This is a genomic window from Devosia polycyclovorans (assembly GCF_042181575.1).
GTDB classification, from domain to species: domain Bacteria; phylum Pseudomonadota; class Alphaproteobacteria; order Rhizobiales; family Devosiaceae; genus Devosia; species Devosia polycyclovorans.
Window position 1 is genome coordinate 1420013 of the sequence record NZ_CP170082.1, and the last position, 18910, is coordinate 1438922.

Annotated in this window: 20 protein-coding genes; 8 read left to right on the top strand and 12 right to left on the bottom strand. The window is 62.8% G+C overall.

What is annotated here, in order from left to right; translation table 11 throughout:
- Positions 1–13 precede the first annotated feature (13 nt).
- Together ACE4RL_RS07170 and ACE4RL_RS07175 are read right to left on the bottom strand one after the other, a co-directional pair.
- Complete coding sequence (locus tag ACE4RL_RS07170; RefSeq protein ID WP_375599816.1) at positions 14–1315, bottom strand: NAD(P)/FAD-dependent oxidoreductase; 1302 nt, start codon at positions 1313–1315, stop codon at positions 14–16.
- The gene (locus ACE4RL_RS07175; RefSeq protein ID WP_375599817.1) at positions 1315–2676 is read right to left on the bottom strand and encodes a glutamine synthetase family protein; all 1362 of its coding nucleotides are present in this window, start codon (positions 2674–2676) and stop codon (positions 1315–1317) included. Before ACE4RL_RS07175 ends, ACE4RL_RS07170 begins: the two co-directional genes overlap by 1 nt.
- Positions 2677–2764: 88 nt before the next feature.
- Between ACE4RL_RS07175 and ACE4RL_RS07180 the strand changes: the two genes are divergently transcribed.
- Positions 2765–3547: a gamma-glutamyl-gamma-aminobutyrate hydrolase family protein gene (locus tag ACE4RL_RS07180; RefSeq protein WP_375599818.1), complete on the top strand. Its 783-nt coding sequence runs from the start codon at positions 2765–2767 to the stop codon at positions 3545–3547.
- Between the two features lie 5 nt (positions 3548–3552).
- Positions 3553–4971, top strand: coding sequence for an aminobutyraldehyde dehydrogenase (locus ACE4RL_RS07185; protein ID WP_375600249.1), 1419 nt, complete (start codon positions 3553–3555; stop codon positions 4969–4971).
- 28 nt (positions 4972–4999) lie between these two features.
- Here ACE4RL_RS07185 and ACE4RL_RS07190 read toward each other — a convergent pair whose 3' ends face one another.
- On the bottom strand, positions 5000–5116 hold the full coding sequence (locus ACE4RL_RS07190; RefSeq protein ID WP_375600250.1) for an ATP-binding cassette domain-containing protein: 117 nt from the start codon (positions 5114–5116) through the stop codon (positions 5000–5002).
- Positions 5117–5196: 80 nt separating this feature from the next.
- Positions 5197–6111, bottom strand: a complete 915-nt coding sequence (locus tag ACE4RL_RS07195) for an ABC transporter substrate-binding protein (protein WP_375599819.1) — start codon at positions 6109–6111, stop codon at positions 5197–5199.
- A gap of 97 nt (positions 6112–6208) precedes the next feature.
- On the opposite strand from ACE4RL_RS07195, the gene ACE4RL_RS07200 reads away from it, so the two are divergent.
- The 3 genes from ACE4RL_RS07200 to ACE4RL_RS07210 are packed head-to-tail and all read left to right on the top strand — an operon-like array spanning position 6209 to position 9061.
- Complete coding sequence (locus tag ACE4RL_RS07200; protein WP_375599820.1) at positions 6209–7231, top strand: FecCD family ABC transporter permease; 1023 nt, start codon at positions 6209–6211, stop codon at positions 7229–7231.
- Complete coding sequence (locus ACE4RL_RS07205; RefSeq protein WP_375599821.1) at positions 7228–8271, top strand: FecCD family ABC transporter permease; 1044 nt, start codon at positions 7228–7230, stop codon at positions 8269–8271. The genes ACE4RL_RS07200 and ACE4RL_RS07205 overlap by 4 nt, the downstream gene beginning before the upstream one ends.
- Complete coding sequence (locus tag ACE4RL_RS07210; RefSeq protein ID WP_375599822.1) at positions 8264–9061, top strand: ABC transporter ATP-binding protein; 798 nt, start codon at positions 8264–8266, stop codon at positions 9059–9061. The genes ACE4RL_RS07205 and ACE4RL_RS07210 overlap by 8 nt, the downstream gene beginning before the upstream one ends.
- An 89-nt stretch (positions 9062–9150) precedes the next feature.
- On the opposite strand, the gene ACE4RL_RS07215 is transcribed toward ACE4RL_RS07210, so the two are convergent.
- Positions 9151–9975, bottom strand: coding sequence for an amidohydrolase family protein (locus tag ACE4RL_RS07215; RefSeq protein ID WP_375599823.1), 825 nt, complete (start codon positions 9973–9975; stop codon positions 9151–9153).
- On the opposite strand from ACE4RL_RS07215, the gene ACE4RL_RS07220 reads away from it, so the two are divergent.
- Positions 9974–10099, top strand: a complete 126-nt coding sequence (locus ACE4RL_RS07220; RefSeq protein WP_375599824.1) for a hypothetical protein — start codon at positions 9974–9976, stop codon at positions 10097–10099. The two genes, ACE4RL_RS07215 and ACE4RL_RS07220, sit on opposite strands and share 2 nt — an antisense overlap.
- Before the next feature lie 41 nt (positions 10100–10140).
- Here the strand turns inward: ACE4RL_RS07220 and ACE4RL_RS07225 are convergent, their stop codons facing one another.
- From ACE4RL_RS07225 to fgd, 7 genes are all read right to left on the bottom strand, one after another.
- Positions 10141–11424 (bottom strand): amidohydrolase family protein, encoded by a 1284-nt coding sequence (locus tag ACE4RL_RS07225; RefSeq protein WP_375599825.1) that lies wholly within the window; start codon positions 11422–11424, stop codon positions 10141–10143.
- 73 nt (positions 11425–11497) lie between these two features.
- The gene (locus tag ACE4RL_RS07230; protein ID WP_375599826.1) at positions 11498–12502 is read right to left on the bottom strand and encodes a TIGR03842 family LLM class F420-dependent oxidoreductase; all 1005 of its coding nucleotides are present in this window, start codon (positions 12500–12502) and stop codon (positions 11498–11500) included.
- Between the two features lie 75 nt (positions 12503–12577).
- Positions 12578–13381 carry an ABC transporter ATP-binding protein gene (locus ACE4RL_RS07235; protein WP_375599827.1) on the bottom strand — a complete coding sequence of 268 codons (804 nt, stop codon included), beginning with the start codon at positions 13379–13381 and terminating at the stop codon, positions 12578–12580.
- Positions 13378–14379 carry a putative F420-0 ABC transporter permease subunit gene (locus tag ACE4RL_RS07240; protein WP_375599828.1) on the bottom strand — a complete coding sequence of 334 codons (1002 nt, stop codon included), beginning with the start codon at positions 14377–14379 and terminating at the stop codon, positions 13378–13380. Before ACE4RL_RS07240 ends, ACE4RL_RS07235 begins: the two co-directional genes overlap by 4 nt.
- Before the next feature lie 127 nt (positions 14380–14506).
- The gene (locus tag ACE4RL_RS07245; RefSeq protein ID WP_375599829.1) at positions 14507–15448 is read right to left on the bottom strand and encodes a putative F420-0 ABC transporter substrate-binding protein; all 942 of its coding nucleotides are present in this window, start codon (positions 15446–15448) and stop codon (positions 14507–14509) included.
- A gap of 2 nt (positions 15449–15450) precedes the next feature.
- Positions 15451–16263, bottom strand: a complete 813-nt coding sequence (cofE, locus tag ACE4RL_RS07250) for a coenzyme F420-0:L-glutamate ligase (protein WP_375599830.1) — start codon at positions 16261–16263, stop codon at positions 15451–15453.
- Positions 16260–17261 carry a glucose-6-phosphate dehydrogenase (coenzyme-F420) gene (fgd, locus tag ACE4RL_RS07255; protein WP_375599831.1) on the bottom strand — a complete coding sequence of 334 codons (1002 nt, stop codon included), beginning with the start codon at positions 17259–17261 and terminating at the stop codon, positions 16260–16262. The genes cofE and fgd overlap by 4 nt, the downstream gene beginning before the upstream one ends.
- Before the next feature lie 161 nt (positions 17262–17422).
- Between fgd and ACE4RL_RS07260 the strand changes: the two genes are divergently transcribed.
- Together ACE4RL_RS07260 and ACE4RL_RS07265 are read left to right on the top strand one after the other, a co-directional pair.
- Positions 17423–18373, top strand: coding sequence for a nucleoside hydrolase (locus tag ACE4RL_RS07260; protein ID WP_375599832.1), 951 nt, complete (start codon positions 17423–17425; stop codon positions 18371–18373).
- A gap of 92 nt (positions 18374–18465) precedes the next feature.
- The gene (locus tag ACE4RL_RS07265) at positions 18466–18900 is read left to right on the top strand and encodes a hypothetical protein (RefSeq protein ID WP_375599833.1); all 435 of its coding nucleotides are present in this window, start codon (positions 18466–18468) and stop codon (positions 18898–18900) included.
- Positions 18901–18910 lie beyond the last annotated feature (10 nt).

The following is an 18910-nucleotide window of genomic DNA, read 5'->3' on the forward strand; positions in this document are numbered from 1 at the left end:
GAGGGCAGGGGGGCTAGATGCCGAGCCGGTCCTTGAGCGCATACCACCACGAACCGAGGGTGGAATATTGGGCCCGGAACATGCGGCCACCGGGGAAGGGGATCCAGGGCAGGCTGGCAAAGGTGTCGAAGCGGGACATGTCGCCGCGGACGGCTTCGGAGAGGATGCGCCCGAACAGGTGCGAGCCGGTCACGCCATGGCCGGAATAGCCGTGGGCGAAGTAGATATTGTTGCCAAGACGCCCGAGCTGGGGGACGCGGGAGAAGGAGAGGGCGAAGTTGCCGCTCCAGGCGTAGTCCACCTTCACGTTCTTGAGCTGCGGGAAGACCTTGTCCATGTTGGGCCGCAGCTTGGCCTCGACATCGGCAGGGTCGGTGCCGCCATAGACCACGCCACCCCCGAAGATCAGCCGATGATCGGCCGAGAGGCGGAAATAATCGAGAATATAGCGCACATCCTCGACGCACATGTCGGTGGGCAGCAGGGCCTTTGCGCGTTCTTCGCCCAGCGGCTCGGTGGCCATCATCTGCGTGGAAACGGGCATGACCCGTGCCGTCAGTTCAGGCACGACATTGCCGAGATAGGCATTGCCGCAGATCAGCGCTGTTTTGGCCCGAACCTGGCCCTTGGCCGTTGAGACGGTCGCTCCCGAAGCGTCCTGCCCGACCTTGGTGACGGGCGAGCGCTCAAAAATGACCCCACCCAGGCTTTCCAGTGCGGCAGCCTCGCCCAGCGCCAGGTTGAGCGGGTGCATGTGAGCACCCGAGTGATCGATCATGCCCCCTTCATAGACGTCCGAGCCGATATGCTGGCGGATCTGCGTCTTGTCGAGCAGTTCATGGTCATCCATGCCATGGCTGCGCCAGAGCGCCTGCTTGGCCTTGAGCTCTTCCATGTGCTTGGGGGTATAGGCGGCGTAGATATTGCCGCGTTTGAGATCGCAATTGATGCCGTAGCGTTCGATGCGATCGTAGATGATGCCGGCGCCCTCCTGCAGCAGGCCGCCGACGAAATTCGCCGTCTCCTGGCCATAGCGGCGCTGGATGGTGCCCAGGCTGGCATTAAGCCCGTTGACCACCTGTCCGCCATTGCGACCCGAGGCGCCCCAGCCGACTTCAGCAGCCTCGATCATGACGACCTTGAAGCCGTTTTCAGCGAGGCTGATGGCAGCGGACAGGCCGGAATAGCCGGCGCCAACCACGCAGATGTCCGTTTCGACCATGCCCTCAAGCGGTTTTGGCTGGCGGATGATATTGCGCGAGGCGGCGTAATAGCTGGGCGGATAGGCCGAGCGGGCGTTCGGCGTTTCGGACATCACACAACCTCAAGATAGGCGGAAAATTCAAGATCTGTGACCTGCGAGGCAAAGCCGGCGTTTTCCTGGCGCTTGCAAGCCACGAACATGGATTGCAGCGTGCTGTCGAAAATGCGCGGTACCATGTCGCCATCCTCGAAGGCGTTGATGGCCGAGGCCCAATCGGCCGGGAGCTTGGGGAGGCGCTCGGAATAGGCGCGGCCCTTGAAAGGCTTGGGCGGCTTGATCTGATCTTCGATGCCCACAAGGGCCGCACCCAGAATGCCGGCCAGTACCAGATAGGGATTGGCATCGGCGCCCGAAACGCGATGCTCGATGCGTCGTGCCTTGGGGTTGCCGCCGGGGATGCGCACGGCGGTGGTGCGGTTCTCGTAGCCCCAGGAAATGGCGCTGGGCGCGTGGGTATCGGGGCGCAGGCGGCGGAAGGAATTGAAGTGCGGAGCAAAGAGCAGTGTGGTTTCGGCCATGCCGGCCATCAGGCCGCCCACGGCGTGGTGCATCACCTCCGAACCGCTTTCAGTGCCATCGTCAAAGACATTGATGCCGGCCTGGTCATTGAGGCTGAAATGGACGTGGAAGCCATTGCCTGAGCGGGCGCCGTAGGGCTTGGCCATGAAGGTAGCGACCAGATTGTGCTTGCGCGCCACGCCCTTGACGATGCGCTTGAACAGCACGGCATCGTCAGCGGCCTTGAGCCCATTGGTATGGAGCAGGTTGATCTCGAACTGGCCGATGCCGTTTTCCGCCACGGCGGTGTCGGCAGGGACATTCTGCTGCTCGCACTGGAGATAGACATCGCGGAAGAACTCGCCGAAATCCTCCAGCTCGTCGAGCGAGAGGATGGCGTCGGAGTCCAGGCGCTTGCCGGTATAGGGCGAAATGGGCGGCTGGGCAGAGTCCGGGTCGGGATCGACCAGGTAGAATTCGAGCTCGGTGGCGACCACAGGTTCCAGGCCATGCTCAGCGTAACGCCTAAGCACATGGGCGAGGGCCTGGCGCGGATCGCCCAGGAAAGGCGTGCGCGCATCCTGAAACAGCCAGAGCGGGATCATGGCGCTGGGGCGCGTGGTCCAGTTGATGGGCAGGGCGCCACGCCCGGTGGGGCTGCAAATGCCATCAACGTCGCCACTCGAATAGACCAGCGGATTGCCCACGATATCCTCGCCCCAGACGTCCACGCCGACGATCGATAGCGGCATGCGGATGCCGCTCTCAGCGACGCGCTTGGCCTGATCGATGGGAATGCGTTTGCCGCGCATGATGCCGTTAAGGTCACAGACGGCGGTGTGCAACACTTCGATCTGAGGATTGTCCGCAAGCCAGGAGACGATGTCTTCGTTTGCGATCGGATCGGAACTCATGCCTGTGCGTTGCCTTTTTTGTGTGCCATAGCATCACACTAGCAGGTGCAACGGTGTTGCGGGAGGCTATGCAGCGATAATGCCAACAATGAATGCACAAAGGCTGCGGCACCGCCCGGTAATCGGCGTCATTGCATGCGGGCGCGCCGTGGAAGGTGAACCCGCGCAGGCCGTAAAACACCGCTATCTGGAGGCTGTGGAACGTTTTGCCGGGGCCATTCCGGTGATCGTACCCAGCAACCAGAATGCCGATCATGCTGCCGAATTGGTGGCGCGGCTCGATGCGGTGGTGCTGACCGGCAGCAATTCCAACATTGCGCCGCGTCACTATGGCTCGGAGCTGGCCGGACAGGCGCCAGTTGATGATGGCCGGGATGAATTCAGCCAGGCCCTGATCCACGCGGCCATCACGGCGGCCAAGCCCGTTTTCGGCATCTGCCGGGGATTGCAGGAAATCAATGTGGCTTTGGGCGGTACGCTGCGGGACCTGCGTGAAGCAGGGCGGGGACACGTGCATCATGCCCCGCCCGATGTATCGCTTGAGGACATGTTCGGGTTTGCACACGAGATTGACGTTGCCCCGACCGGCGTGTTGCATCGGGTCGTGGAAGCCGACCGGCTGCGGGTCAACAGTGTGCATTTCCAGGCTATCGACCGCCTCGGCGAGGGGTTGGTGGTCAATGCAAAGGGGCCGGGCGGGGTGATCGAGGCCATAGCGAGCAGCCATACGCCGGCACCGGTGTTTGCCGTGCAATGGCACCCGGAATGGCGGCCCGAGGGGCGGGCGCATGATCTGGCCTTCTGGCACTATTTGCGGGAGGCAGCGGCGGCGCGCTACATGCCGGCCCCTGGATCGGAGTTGAGTGCATGAGCGAAATGGATACACGGCTGTTCATCAATGGCAGGTTCGTGGATGGGCAGGGCAAGGCAGAAGTCGCCTTCGAGCCCGCACTGGGCCAGCCGTTGGCCGAGGTCGCTTCAGCCAGCGACGCGCAGATCGACGAGGCCGTCCAGGCCGCGGACGCCGCATACCGGGCCTGGGCAAAGACCACGCCGCGCGAGCGCAGCGCAGCCCTCTTGGCCATTGCCGATGGCATCGAGCGCCAGGTCGACGCGCTGGCAGCGGTTGAGTCGCGCAATGCCGGCAAACCACTGCGCTTCGTTAAGAGCGGTGAACTGGCCAATGTGGCCGATGTGTTCCGCTTCTACGGCACGGCGGTGCGCAATATGCCGGCGCCGGCTGCGGGCAATTACCGGTCGGCGACACGCACGAGCCTGGTGCGGCGCGACCCGATTGGTGTGATCGCCCAGATCGCGCCATGGAATTATCCGCTGCTGATGGCGGCCTGGAAGATCGCGCCGGCCATCGCTGCGGGTAATGCCGTGGTCATCAAGCCCTCGGAAATGACGCCGCTGAGCCTCATCAAGCTGAGCGAGATCTTTGCCGAAGTGCTGCCGCCTGGCGTCGTCAATGTGGTGTGCGGCAATGGGCCGGAAGTTGGCAACCGACTGATCTCGCACGATCTGGTGCGGATGATATCGCTGACCGGCGATGTGCGGACCGGCCGCGCCGTGTTGCAGGCGGCGGCGGGCAATACGATCAAGCGGACCCATCTCGAACTGGGTGGCAAGGCGCCGGTGATCGTGTGTGCGGATGCCGATCTGGACAAGCTTGTCGAGACCTTGCGCGAGGCGAGCTTCTACAATGCCGGGCAGGACTGCACGGCGGCCTGCCGCATTCTTGCGCACCGCGATGTGGCGCAGGACTTGACCGACAGGCTCGAAAGCATGATCGGGTCGCTGGTTTATGGGCGGCCCGAACGGGACGATGTCGAATTCGGGCCGGTGATCAGCGCGCGGCAGCTGGAGCGGGTGGATGGCTTTGTGTCGCGCGCGCGCAGCGAAGGCCTTGAGGTGATGCAGGGCGCGGCGCCCGATGCCGATGGCTATTTCTTTTCGCCCACGCTGGTGGCCGCGCCGATCGAAGCGGAGATCGTGCAGAAGGAAGTGTTCGGGCCGGTGCTTAGTATCACGCCGTTCGACGACGACCAGCAGGCGGTGGATTGGGCCAATGCCTCCGAATATGGGCTGGGCTCATCGGTCTGGTCGCGGAACGGCAGCCAGGCCATGGCGATCGCCAATGCGCTCGAATATGGCGTGACCTGGGTCAATACCCATGGCGTGATGGCCACCGAGATGCCGCATGGCGGCATGAAAAATTCGGGCTATGGCTCGGATCTGTCGATGCAGTCGTTGATCGACTACACCCAGATCCGCCACATCATGATCGAATAGGGCCCGGACGACCGGGACCTGTGTTGGATCAGTCGGCGAACGCTTCGAAATCGCGGCGGGAAATGGCGGAGAGCGTAGATTTTCCGCAACCATTGGGTCCGACGAGGATGGTGACCTGGCCATCGGGAATGGCCAGGTCACCGATTCGAGAATTGTGGTGTCAGATTAGCCAGCCTGGATGTCGAGTGCTTCAAGCCGGCTCATGCGACGACCCTCCAAGGCTTCCTAGCGGGTCGAAGCGAGCCCGTAGACTGCTTCGATGTCGTCGAGCAGCAGATTGGCTGCGATATAGCCGCCGGCGGTGTTCCACACAGCGTCGGAGACTTCGTGCACCCTGCCGGCCTGCACCACGGCAAGGTTTTGCCAAAGCGGATCGTTCAACCAGTCTTCGGCCTGCGTATTGCCTTCGCCATTGCCGGTTTCGTAGGTGAAGTAGAACAGCCGGTCGCCCTCGAATTCGGGGATGCGTTCCTTGGTGATCTGCTCGGCAAATTCGGGCTTGTCCTGAGTGGCCGGACGGGCAAAGCCAATCTGCTCCAGCGTCAGGCCGGAAAAGCTGTCCTTGAAATAGATGCGGGTCTGGCCGCCCATGAACCGGGCGATGGAGATCTCTTCGTCGAGGCTATCGCCCAGTGCCGCGGAGATCGCGGCGATGCGGGCATCATAGGCATCGAGGGCCGCCTGGCCTTCTTCGCCTTTGCCGATGGCGTCGGTGTAGAGCGCCATGTTGATCTTCCAGTCGCCGCGCAGGCGCTCGGAGACAACTGTCGGGGCAATGGCCGAAAGCTGTTCGTAGATGGCTTCGTGGCGCGCCTTGTTGGCCAGGATCAGGTCTGGCTCGAGAGCCACGAGCAACTCGAGATTGACCGCGGATTCTTCGCCGACATTGGTGACGTCGGCCATCTGATCGGCGATGTGGTCGTACCACGGGTCGCCCAGCCAGGATTTGGCGGCGCCGACCGGCGTAACGCCAACAGCCAGCAGGGCTTCGGTGCCTTCATTGGTGAGCACAACAATGCGCTGCGGATTGTCCGGCACATTGGTGACACCCATGGCGTGGGTGATGTCGCCGGCAAGGGCAGGGGCGGACACGGTGCCGGCGAGCAAGGCTGCCGCCATGAGCATCTGATAACGCTGCATTATTCGTTCTCCAAAACTTGACAATGCCACTCTTAAATTGGATGGCTTCATCCATCAGAATTTAATCTGACTGTCAATATCAGGATAAGGAAATGCCGTGACCATCCTGGTCGAAAGCATAGGTGGTTCAATCAGAGCGGGCCGATCCCGCTGGCCGGTCTATGGCGCTCTGGGGCTTGCGCTGGCATTCGCCATGCTCGCCAGCCTTACAATGGGCTACAGGCTCTATGGGTTGGATCAGGTCTGGTTGGCGCTGTTTGCCAATGATGGCTCGGAAACGGCCACGGTAATTGCGGGCCTGCGGCTGCCACGTGCGCTGATTGCGCCCCTCGCCGGGGCCGCCCTGGGAATGGCGGGGGTCATGGTGCAGACGCTTTCGCGCAATCGCATCGCTTCGCCCGATACGCTGGGCCTCAATGCCGGGGCTTCGGTGGCGGTGGTGCTGGCGACAGTGGTTTTTGGCGTTGGCTCGCTGGTCAGCCTGTCGCTGGCGGCGGCATTTGGCGCGCTGGTGACCAGTGTCGTCGTGTTTGGGGTGGCCGCCGGGGCAGGCGGGCTGTCACCGCTCAAGATCGTTCTGGTGGGCGTCACTTTCGCCGGGCTTGCCCATGCCGTGGTCGAGATCGTGCTGACCAGCAATGAAGCACAGCTGCAGCAATTGCTGTTCTGGCTCTCGGGCGCCTTTGTCGACCGGCCGATCAGCCTGTTCTTCAATGGATTGCCGGTGGTTCTGGCCGGCGCGGCGCTGGCGTTCGGCCGCAATTCGGCGCTCGATGCGCTGCAGGCCGATGATGCGACGGCGGCCAGTCTGGGCGTGCCATTGGTGGCGGTGCGGGGAATGACCTTTGCCGCGGTGTCGCTGTTGACCGGTGCGGCGGTCTCCATGGCCGGGCCGGTGGCGTTTGTGGGGCTGGTGGTGCCCCACGCTGCCCGGAGTCTTGTGGGGCTGCGCCATCGCCATCAGCTGGCCGCCGCCGCATTGGTGGGCGCGGTCTATACGACGCTGGCCGATGTCGCAGCGCGTTTCGTGATCTATCCGGTCGAAGCGCCGGTGGGTGCGATTACCGCGGTGGTCGGGGCTGGTACCCTGCTTTGGCTCTTGAGGCGGAGGCTGGCATGAGTGAACAAGCGCTTGCGCGCGCGTGGAGCTTACCGGGGCCAGCCGGGCTGGCTGTCGTCGTTGTTGCCGCCGTTTTCGTCCTGCTGTTCCTTGGCGGTGTTGGCTTTGGCTCGACCTGGATCTCGCCCGACACGGTATTGAGCGTCCTGCTGGGTGGGGGTGAACGGACTGACAGGCTGGTGGTGCTGCAATTGCGCCTGCCGCGGGTGCTGGCAGCGGCGATCGCCGGGGGGGCGATTGCCTATGCAGGCTACCTCCTGCAGCGAATCACGCGCAATGAGCTGGCTTCGCCCGGGGTTCTGGGCGTGGTCGATGGCGCGGCGCTGGGCGTGGTGTTGTTCCTCGCTATCTTTTCCAATGAATCCAATGCGCTCACCGTGCCGGTAGCCTGGCAGCCTTTGGCGGCGGCCCTGGGAGCAATCACAGCGATCGGGCTGGTGTTCCTGCTCTCGGGGCAACAGGCCTCGTCGACCATCCGCCTGATCCTGTTTGGCATTGCCATTGCGGCGCTGGCCAAGGCGCTCACCACCATCTTCATGCTGATCGGGCCGATCTATCAGGCGGCGCAAGCGGCGCGCTGGCTGGCCGGGTCCGTCAATACTATCAACTGGGGTGAAGTTCAGATCATGTTTGCGGTCCTGGTGCCGGTCGGGATCGTGGCGGGGATTGCCGCGCGCAATCTGCCGCCGGCCGATCTGGACGACGTTTCCGCGCGCAGCATTGGCCTTGATCTGCCGGTCTACCGCATCTTCATTTTCCTCTTGGCGGCCCTGCTGACGGCCGGTGCGGTGGCCTTTGCCGGCGGTGTAGGCTTTGTCGGTCTGATCGCGCCGCATATCGCGCGCCTGCTGGTCGGGCGCGGGCGCGTTCCAGGGATTGTCGTTTCGATCCTGCTCGGGGCGATCATTCTCGTTGGCGCGGACCTGTTGATCCGGGTGGCCTTTGCGCCATTGGAGGTTCCGGCCGGCACGGTGACGGCCATTATCGGGGCGCCGTATTTTCTCTATCTGCTCATGCGCAAGGACAATAGCAATGGATGACCAGGTGGCCAGCCGCATCGAGGTCAAGGCACTGCGCCTGAGCTATGGACCCGAAGTGGTACTCGATGCGCTCAGCCTGCCAATCCCCAGCGGTCAGATTACCGTATTGGCGGGGCCCAACGGCTGCGGCAAGTCCACTCTGCTGCGCGCCATCCGCCGGCTGCATACGCCGCAATCGGGGCAGGTGCTGCTCGATGCAGAGGACATCGCCAGGCTCAACGGCAAGGCGCTGGGGCGCCGGATCGGCCTTCTGGCACAAAGCCCGAGCGCGCCACAGGATATGACGGTAGAAGAGCTCGTGCGGTTGGGCCGCTATCCGCATCAGGCGATGATGCAACCCTGGGGTGCTGGCGACGAAGCGGCGGTAGCCGCTGCCATGGCAGGTACCGGCGTCGCTGACATGCGTCATCGCCGTATCGGGTCGCTCTCAGGCGGGCAATTGCAGCGGGCCTGGATTGCCATGGTGCTGGCCCAGGAAACAGACGTGATCTGTCTCGATGAACCGGTCAATCACCTCGACATGGCTCACCAGCTCGATTGCCTGGAGCTGGTGACCCGGCTCAACAAGGAACAGGGCCGCACGATTGTTCTGGTGCTGCACGATCTCAACCTTGCCGCGCGCTATGCCGATCAACTGGTCTTTGTGTCAGGCGGCAAGGTGCGGGAGCGCGGGGCGCCCGAGGTGATGATGCGCTCAGACCTGATCGAGGAGGTGTTCAACGTCACCGCTGAGATCATCATCGATCCGATACACAACCGGCCGATCTGCATCCCGCACCGGCGGGCCTAGAGCAATTTCACCATGTCGTTGAAACGCTGAAATTGCTCAAGGTTTTTGCCGGGTCCCATTTCGATCCTCGGGGGGGGGGGTGGAACGCTCTAGAGCCGATAAATCCGCCGTGCATTGGCGTTGAGGAGTTTTGTCTGCTCGTCCTCGCTGGCTCCGCCGATGATCTCGCGCGTGGCCGTGACCCAGTCGGTCAGCGAACCGCCCAGGGTGACCACAGGGTGGTCCGACCCCCACACGACACGGTCCCAGCCGAAGCATTCGATGATGTGTTCGACGTAGGGGCGGATAGCGTCCAGCGTCCAATCCTTGCCTGCATAGGCGATGATGCCGGAGACCTTGGCATTGAGATTGGGGCGTCTGGCGATTTCGGCCATGTGCTCGCGCCAGGGCGAAAAATTGCCCACGGTGATATCCTGGGCGCCGCAATGGTCGAGCACGAAAGTGACATCGGGGCAGCGGTCGACCAGCGACTGGCCGATGGGCAGTTGATCGTGGCGGACGCAGAGGTCGAAGCTGAAGTCATGCGCGGCCAGGCGCCGGATGCTTTCGGCAAAATGCGGTGTCTGGCTCAACGTGTCGGGCGCCTGGTGCAGAATGCGACGCAGCCCCCGCACTCCTGGCAGCGCAGCCAGGACATCCAGTTGACGGGCGAAGTCGGGATTTTCCGGTCGGCAGGCGGCGATGGCGCCGACTATGCCGTCCAGACCGACAACGAAACGCGATTCAGCTTCGATGTCCTTTTCGTCAACATCGACCTCCATGTGAAGAGCCGCCTCGATGCCGAGGGGGCCCGCCTCGGAAAGGTAACTCTCGAGTGTCCAAGGCCGGTTGAGCGTGTGGGCGCCGGCTAGCCAAGGATAGCTGAAGCGATCCGGATAGATCAGGTGCAGATGGGTGTCGAGGATGGGAATCATGGGCCTGATGATTGGTTTGCTGGTGCGTTTTGCGTGCCGCAAGTTCGGCTTTGGGTCAACGCCGGACGCCCAGACTGTTCATCTTCGCAAGAAGCGGGCCGAAGTGTTCGTCGAAGAGGACTGAGAGTCCGACCCTCCCCTTTGCAAGGGATGGCTTTCTCTGCTTCAGCGAGGGCCCACGTGTGAGGCATCAACGGAATTGGGGCGGCCGGGCAGTGACAGCGCGCTTTCGCGGCGCGGTGCGGACGCAATCACCTTGCCCGATTTGATGACGGCCAGGCGAGCGGCCTTGAGGCGGATCGCTTCAATAGGGTCTGCGGCCTGAAGCAGGACCATGTCGGCCTTACTGCCGATTTCGATGCCATAGCCATCCAGATGCATGATTTTCGCAGGGCCGCTGGTGACCAGATCAAAACAGCTCCGCATCGCCTCGGGGCTGGTCATCTGTGCGACATGCAGGCCCATGGAGGCGACTTCGAGCATGTCGGCCTGGCCAAGCGAATACCAGGGGTCCATGACGCAGTCGTGGCCGAAGGCGCAGGTGATGCCATAGGTCAGCATTTCGGGGATTCGGGTCATGCCGCGGCGCTTGGGATAGGTATCGTGCCGACCCTGAATGCCGATATTGATCAGCGGGTTGGCGGTGGCGCTGACCTCGGATTCCGCCATCAGCGGCAGGAGTTTTGAGACATAATAATTGTCCATGGAGTGCATGGAAGTGAGGTGTGAGCCGTTGACCCGGCCCTGGAGGCCGAGGCGCTGGGTCTCGTAGCTCAGCGTTTCGATATGGCGCGAGAGCGGGTCGTCGGTCTCATCACAATGGAGATCAACCAACAGGCCGCGCTCGGCGGCGATTTCGCAAAGGGCCTTCACGCTGGCGGCACCGTCGGCCATGGTCCGTTCGAAATGCGGTATGCCGCCGACCACGTCGACGCCCATATCGAGTGCGCGATTGAGGAGGTCAATTGCGCCGGGATAGCGGTAGTAGCCATCCTGGGGGAAGGCGACCAGCTGAAGGTCGATATAGGGGGCGACCTGTCGCCTGACCTCGAGCAGCGCTTCGACGCCCAACAGGCGGTCGTCGCAGATATCGACATGGGTGCGGATGGCGAGCAGGCCCTGCGATACAGCGAGATCGCAATAGTTCAGGGCGCGCTGGATGACCGCTTCCTGGGTGAGCAGGGGCTTGAGTTCACCCCAGATCCGGATGCCCTCGAGCAGCAACCCGCTTTCATTGTAGCGGGGCAGCCCGAGCGAAAGCGTGGCATCCATGTGGAAGTGGCAGTCCACGAATGGCGGGGTGACCAACTGCCCGGCGGCATCGATGGTCTGTCCGGCCTCACCGGCCAGATTGGGCTCCAGTGCAGCAATGCGACTCTGCCGGATGCCGATATCCATGCCGGTGCGGCCATCGGGCAGGGTGGCATTGGTGAGCTTGAGGTCAAACATGGTCATTCCCCGCCGCGCTTGTGCGCCTGGCCCAGCCTAGAGCAAAAGGCGCGCTCTGTGGCGCGCCTCGGGATTATTTGCGGAAGGCGGGAATGACGTGCCGCCCGTAATTGGCGATGATTTCTTCTTCGTCGCCACTGTCGAGGTAGATGTTGAACTGGGTGACGCCAGCCGCCTCCAGCTCATGGAGCTTCTTGATGTGGTCTTCGGGCTCGCCGAGTACGCAGAAGCTTTCGACCACGTCATCGGTGATGAAATCGAGGTAGGGATTGTCGGCCTGGCCGTGCTTGGAATAGTCGTAGCCACGACGCTTCTCGATATAGCTGGTAAGGCTCGATGGCACCTTGTCGCTATCGGCGCCGTATTTCTCGACAATGTCCGCCACGTGATTGCCGACCATGGCCGGGAACCATTTCACATGCTCGATGGCGCGCTGCTTGTCGCCGAAATAGGCGGGGGCGGCGGCCATGGAGCGGAAGCCCGACATATCCTTGCCGACAGACTGGCCCGCGTCGATGCACTGGTCGGTAAACCACTTGCAGAGGCCCGGGTCTGCAATCTGCAGCACGACGCCATCGGCATGTTCGCCCGCGGTTTTGAGGGCCAGCGGGCCGTAGGCAGCGATCCAGCTCGGCATTTCATGGCCGACGGCCCAAGGGAACTTCACGGCGGCGGGAATTTCGCCATAGGTGACTTCTTCACCGCGAACCATGGCCTTGGTCTTGTCGATGAATTCGGCCACGCGCTTTAGAGTGGCCGGTTTCTTTCCCATGACGCGCATGGAGCTGTCGCCGCGGCCAACGGCCAGATCAAAACGCCCGCCGGACTGCTTTGAAAGCGAGCCAAAGATGGAGGCGGCGACGGACCAGTCGCGGACGTCGGGATTGGTCACCAACGGGCCGAAACGCATGTCGGTGGTGTGTTCCATGCACATGGCAATGGCCGCGTAGCAATCGCGCCAGAGAATGTGGCTGTCGTAGAACCAGCAATAGGAGAAGCCGGCATATTCGGCCGCGCGGACGAGATAGCGGGCGCGCTCATGCTCGATAAAGCCCTTGAAGGTGATGCCGAATTCCATAGTGTCCCTCTGCGCTCCCATTGAACTGGAATTTTGACCAGTCGATCAAATTTTTGAGTGCCTGAGGCACGATTGTCAATCAGGTATTTGCCCTGGACCGTCGGCCATGGCCTCGTCGAAGATGATGAGGGCCTGGCCCGAGACGGCGTCGGGCACCAGCCGGGCCGAGACGCCATAGACCTCTCGCAGCAGCGCACGGGTCAAAATATCGCCCGGTCGGCCCTGTGCCGCAAGCCGGCCGCCTGAAAGTACCACCAGATGATCGCAGAACCGCATTGCCAGATTGAGATCGTGCAGCGCCACCAGGATGGTCATCCCCGCCTTGGCCTTAAGGCGCAGCAGTGCGAGCAATTGAAGCTGGGCGCGGATGTCGAGATGGCTGGTGGGTTCGTCGAGCAGCAGCAAGCGCGGCTGCTGCGCCAGGGCGCGCGCCACATGAACGCGTTGCTGTTCGCCACCGGACAGGGTGGTGAAACGCCGGGTCGCAAAGCCTGTCATGCCGGCTTCGGCCAGTGCTCCAGTGACAATGGCTTCGTCCTCTGCGTCACACCCGGATTGCCACGCCGCTTCGTGGGGGATACGGCCCAGCGCCACCACGTCGCGCACGCTGAGGCGCTCTTCGGTGGTGCTGGATTGCTCGACCAATGCCATGAGGCGGGCGCGGTCGCGCCGGGGGAGCTGTGGGAGGTCGATACCGTCGAAATCGGTCTTTCCCGTTGCGGGGATCAGGCCGAGAAGAGCCGTTAGCAGGGTAGACTTGCCCGCCCCATTGGGACCGATCAGACCGGTGATGCGTCCGGCCGGTGCGGAAAAGCTGACGCGCGAGAGAATGGTGGTGCCGGATTTTTCGACCGACAGGCCGGAGACCTTGAGGCTCATGTGATCCTCCGGTAGCGCAGCAGCACGGCCAGGAAGACCGGTGCGCCGATCAGCGCGGTGATGATGCCGACGGGCAGTTCGCGCGGATCGAACAGGGATCGCGCGGCCGTGTCGGTCCAGAGCATGAAGATAGCGCCGGCCAGCATGACGTGGGGCAGCAGTTTGCGGTGCGCCGACCCGACGGCCAGGCGTACGGCATGGGGCACGACGAGGCCAACAAAGCCGATGGCCCCGCCAATCGCCACCATGATGCCGGTCAACAGAGCCGTCGCCCCCAGCAAGGTCCAGCGCAGGCGGGGCACATCGATCCCGAGGCTGGCTGCCGCCGTGTCGCCAAAGGCGAAGGCGTCGAGCGCCCGCCCATTGGTCAGGATGATCGGCAGACAGGCGGCCAGCGCCAAACAGACCAGGCCCGCATCTGACCATGTCGAGCCAGAGAGCGAGCCCATCAGCCAGCTCAGGATTTCGCGATAGCTGTCGCCTGTCGCCGACCAGAAGATCAGGAAGGAGGTGGCGGCCGAGGCCAGGGCGGCGATGCTGATGCCGGCAAGGATGGCCCGGCTGGGGGTGGCGCCTCCAAGCAGTTGGGCGATGAGCAGGGCCAGTGCCAGCGCGCCCACACTTCCGGAGAAGGCGCCGAGCGGCATAAGGAGAGTGAGCCCCAGCAACAGGAACGAGACTGCGCCTAGTGCTGCGCCAGAGGACAGGCCCAGCAAATAGGGGTCGGCAAGGGGGTTGCGCGTGAGCGCCTGCATGATCGCGCCAGATAGTGCCAGGCCGGCCCCGACCCCAAGAGCGGTCAGCACGCGGGGCAGGCGCAATTCCCAGACAATGGCATCGCGCAGGCGGGAGACCGGGCTTTCAGAGGAAATGCCGAGATGGTGGAGGATCACCGACCAGACTTCGTTGGGCGTGATGTCGGCGGGGCCGACAGTTACGGCGATGACGGCGCTGAGGAGGGTGAGAGCCAAGAGAGCGAGGAAGGAGAAGCGGGTCATGAGGTGCTGTTACCCCCAACCTTGGTCCCTCCCGCATGGGGGAGGGAGACGATGAGCACATCGGCTCGGCCCTGTGCCTCCCATCCCTTGATAGAGAGGGAATGAGGGTGGGGTGACCTGGGTCGTGTCATTCCCCGAACGACAACCCGGCCAGTTGCGCTGCCATGTCGGCAGTGGCCGGGACATTTCGCACGCCGGCTTCGGAGGCTGGGAAGGGGATGACGAGGTAGCGCTTGTTGATGACCGCATCGAGCTGGCTGGTGATGGGGTTTTCGGCAAGCAGAGCCTTTTTCTGATCAGCCGAGTTCCAGGCGGCGTCAACCAGGACGATGACGTCGGGATTGGCATCAACAATGGCTTCCCAGCTGGCCGAAGTCCAACCTTCGTCAATGTCGGCATAGATGTTCTGTAGGCCAAGGGCCTCCATGATCATGGCCGGGGCGTTACTGCCAGCGCCCACATAAGGGGTCTTGGTGCCGGACGAATACCACAGCGCGGTCAGGTCGCGTGGGTCCGGTGTAGTGGCATTGAGGACCGCCTGCTGGTCGGCGATGAGGCGAGCGGCCGCATCTCCTGCGTCGAAAATGGCGCCCAATTCGTCGATTTGGTCAAAGAGGTGATCGAATGTCAGCTTGGCCGGCTTGACCGAACGACAGGCTGCCGGAGCGACATAGGTGGCGACGCCGAATGTTGCGAGGGTCGAGCGCTCACCAGCGCCGTCGGCGGCGAAATTGCTCTCCCAGCCGCCATAGATAAGGTCGGGTTCGACTTCGAGCACCACTTCCTGACTGGGCAATTTGTCGGAGAGGACTGGCAGGCCTGCGCCGGCCAGTGCCAGGTGCGGCGGCAGAGGGGCATCCTGGAAGCCGACACCGACAATGTGGTCGCCAAGGCCCAGGGAAAGCAGCATTTCGGTTGCCGTGGACTTGATGGTGACCACACGCTCGGGAGCAGCGTCGAAGGTAACGGTGTGGCCGCAGTTCTCGATTGTCAGCGGATAGGTGGTGGCGGCGTGGGCTGGGAGGGTTAGGAGCGCGAAAAGGAACGAAAAACGACCGAGGTGACGCATAGTCAGTCCTGCTTCTGCTTTTTGTGTGAGTTCATTTCCGCCATGGCTGCTTCATAGCCAAGGCGATAGGCTTCGGCACTGCCGAAGCGGAACATGTCGTCATCGCCTGTGCGGGCGAGGGTGCGCGCCCCGGGTGCATTGAGGTCAGTGACAAAGCGGCCAAGACCGCGCACGACGGCGACGGGTATGCCAGTGGTCTTGCCCTTGACCAGATCGGCGGCCCCCGCGATCTCGTCGGCGATGACCGCCTGCGTGACATGCAGGGGGCGTCCATTGGCGTCGTTTTCGCCACGCAGGTCGTCGGTCAGCTGCACGCCGGCGGCGCCGATGGCCATATCAGTCTGCCCGATGCGCCAGGCGCGGCCGATGGTGTCGGTGACGATGATGCCGATGTCGACGCCAAAGCGATTGCGCAACCCGGCGCAGAGGGCGCGGGCGGAAGCATCGGGATCGGTGGGGAGACGCAGGGCGACGCCCTCGGGCACATTGGACATGTCGATGCCGGCGGCGGCCATGACCAGGCCTTGGCGGGTTTCGACAATGCGAAAGGTGCCACCGGGATGCACGCGCTCGGCCACCACGCGGACCGTGTCAGCGGCGATGGCCTGCTCGCGTTCGGACGCGGGCACCTGCATGCCTTCGGATTTGGAGACAATCTTGGAGGTGACGACGAGTATGTCGCCCGGTTGCAGGGCGGTCTCGGGCGCGCTGGCGGACTGAGTGTCTATGGCGGCGGCGATCAGTGCGACGAGGTCATCGCCGGGCTGGATTTCAGGAATTCCGGGAATGCCCCAGACGGAAAAGCGCGGGGTCATCCGACCAGCTTCCGCAAACGGGGCAGAATTTCCTTGGCATAGAGCGCGAGAAACCGGCTTTGGTCGGTGCCGGGTGCGTGGAAGACCAGGTGGTCGAAACCGTAGTCAATATAGGTCTTGATCTGGGCGACATGTTCATCGGGATCGGAGGAGACGATCCAGCGTTTGGCGACACGCTCGATCGGCAGGGCATCGGCCAGGCGTTCCATTTCCTCTGCATCCTTGACCGAGTGCTTCTCCTCGGCAGAAAGCGAAAGCGCCGCCCAGTTGCGGGTGTCCTCAAGGGCTCGGCTGGCATCGGTGTCAAAGGAGACCTTGACCTCGATCATGCGTTCGAACGGCTTGTCCTTGAGCGGACTCTCTGTTCGGCCCGCAGCCACATTGGGCAGAAGCTGGTCGACATAGAGTTCGGCACCCTTGCCCGAGGTGCAGATGAAACCATCGCCAGCGCGACCGGCATATTTGGCGTTGAGCGGGCCGCCCGCCGCAATATAGATCGGCACCGGCTCGGCCGGCTTGTCATAGATGGTGGCGTTGACGGTCTTGTAGTATTCGCCCTCGAAGCTGACGCGATCCTCGGTCCAGAGCTGGCGGATCAGGCGCACGGCCTCGCGCAGGCGGGCCGAGCGCTCCTTGAGTTCGGGCCAGTCCATGCCGGTGGCGGGAACTTCGTTGAGACCTTCGCCGGTGCCAACGCCGAGAATGACGCGGCCGGGGAACATGGCCCCCATTGTGCCAAAGGCATGGGCGACCACGCTGGGGTGCAGGCGGAAGGTCGGGGTCAGCACCGAGGTGCCCAGTGTGATTTTCTCGGTGCGGGCCAGAACGGCAGACATCCAGCCCGGCGCAAAGGGGGCATGCCCATCGGTATGCTTCCAAGGCTGGAAATGATCGGATACGAAGACCGAGTCAAAGCCGGCCTGCTCGGCCTGGACGGCGAAGCCCAGCAGATCGTTGGGCCCAAACTGCTCAGCCGAGGCCTTATAGCCGAAACGCATGGTCGTCCCTCCCGACTGCGGAATTCGTTTTTTGATCGTTTGGTCAAAAACTATCGATAGTCAACCCGCTTCATGCTAGAGCATCGCCGCTACACAAGAACAACAGGGGTTGACCCCTCTTTGCCGGGCCGCGCAGGGCCGGCACGAAAGCGAAGAAGACGATGAAGGTCATTTTTGATACCGACCCGGGCATAGATGATGCCATGGCACTCCTTTACCTCAGCAAACTGCCGCAGATCGAGCTACTGGGCATCACGACGGTTGTCGGGAATGCCGATCTGGCGACGACCACGCGCAATGCGCTGTTTCTCAAGGAGCGTTTCGGTCTTGCCGCGCCGGTCGTACAGGGAGCGGCCAAGACGCTGGACGGGGTGGAAAAGGCCGAGCCGGTGATCGTGCATGGCGTGAACGGCCTGGGTGAAATCGATATTCCGGCCGTGGACGAAAGCGGGCTGGCGGCAGGCGAAGCCAGCCAATTCATTATTGACGCACTCAGGGCGCATCCGGGCGAGGTGACCATTATCGCCGTCGGCCGCATGACCAACCTGGCGCTGGCGCTGCGGGCCGAGCCCGAAGTGGCAAAGCTTGCCAAGCAGGTAGTCATTATGGGCGGCGCGTTCGGCTACCAGGGCCGGAGCGGCAATATTACGCCGGCGGCGGAAGCCAATATTCATGGCGATCCAGTGGCGGCCGATGAGATCTTCGCGGCGGATTGGCCGGTGGTGGTGGTCGGGCTGGATGTGACCCACGACATCATTCTCGATACGGCCTATCTCGACGCCTTGTCCCAGGAGGTCGGCGAGAATGGCGCCCTGCTGGCGCAGATGTGCGAGCACTACGCCCGGTTCTACAAGGAGATCATGGGGCTTTCCGGGGTGGTCGGGCATGATCTGCTGGCCGTGACCTATGCCTTGCATCCGGAATGGTTCGAAACCCGTCGTGGCCCGATATTGGTGGTGCGCGATGGGGTCGCTGTCGGTCAAACCATACAGATGCCGGAGACCCGCAAGGGTGGGCATCCCGACTGGGCCAACCGCCCGTCTCACACTGTCTGTATCGGCGTGGAGGCGGACAAAGTCCTTGCAGACTACCGCGAAACGGTGGGTCGATAGGAGCTGTCATCGATAACAGCCTGACAATGGAAGAAAAGCCCATTGTCACTCCGTTTTTTTTGCCTAGTGTTTTTCCCGATGGGGGAAGAACGGTGGCCGAAAGAGACCGATCCGCGGGGTTTGCCGAGGGCGTTCAGCGTAATTTTGCGCTGGACGACGCGGTGGCGTTCCGCAGCCTGATGCTGGAGATCTACGGCTACCGTTGTGCGGTAACCGGCATGGCCTATGCGAGCGACCTGGCGGATGGGTATCTTGAGGTCTTTCTGTTCCAGCCCCTGAGCCATGGCGGGCCCATGACGCCGGGCAATGCCGTGGTGGTCGAAGAAGTCGTGGCCGGTCTGCTCGACAAGGGTCATCTGCTGATAAGTGACGACTATCGCGCGTATACATCGCATCCGGAAATTGTCTCCGAACCGGTTGAGGCGGGGGATGTGCAGGGGCGAACCATGGTCTTGCCCGACAATTTATCGCTCTGGCCCCGGCGCGATCTAGTGAGCTACCACCGCAGCCTTTTCAGGGCCCAATAGTTGGCGGTAG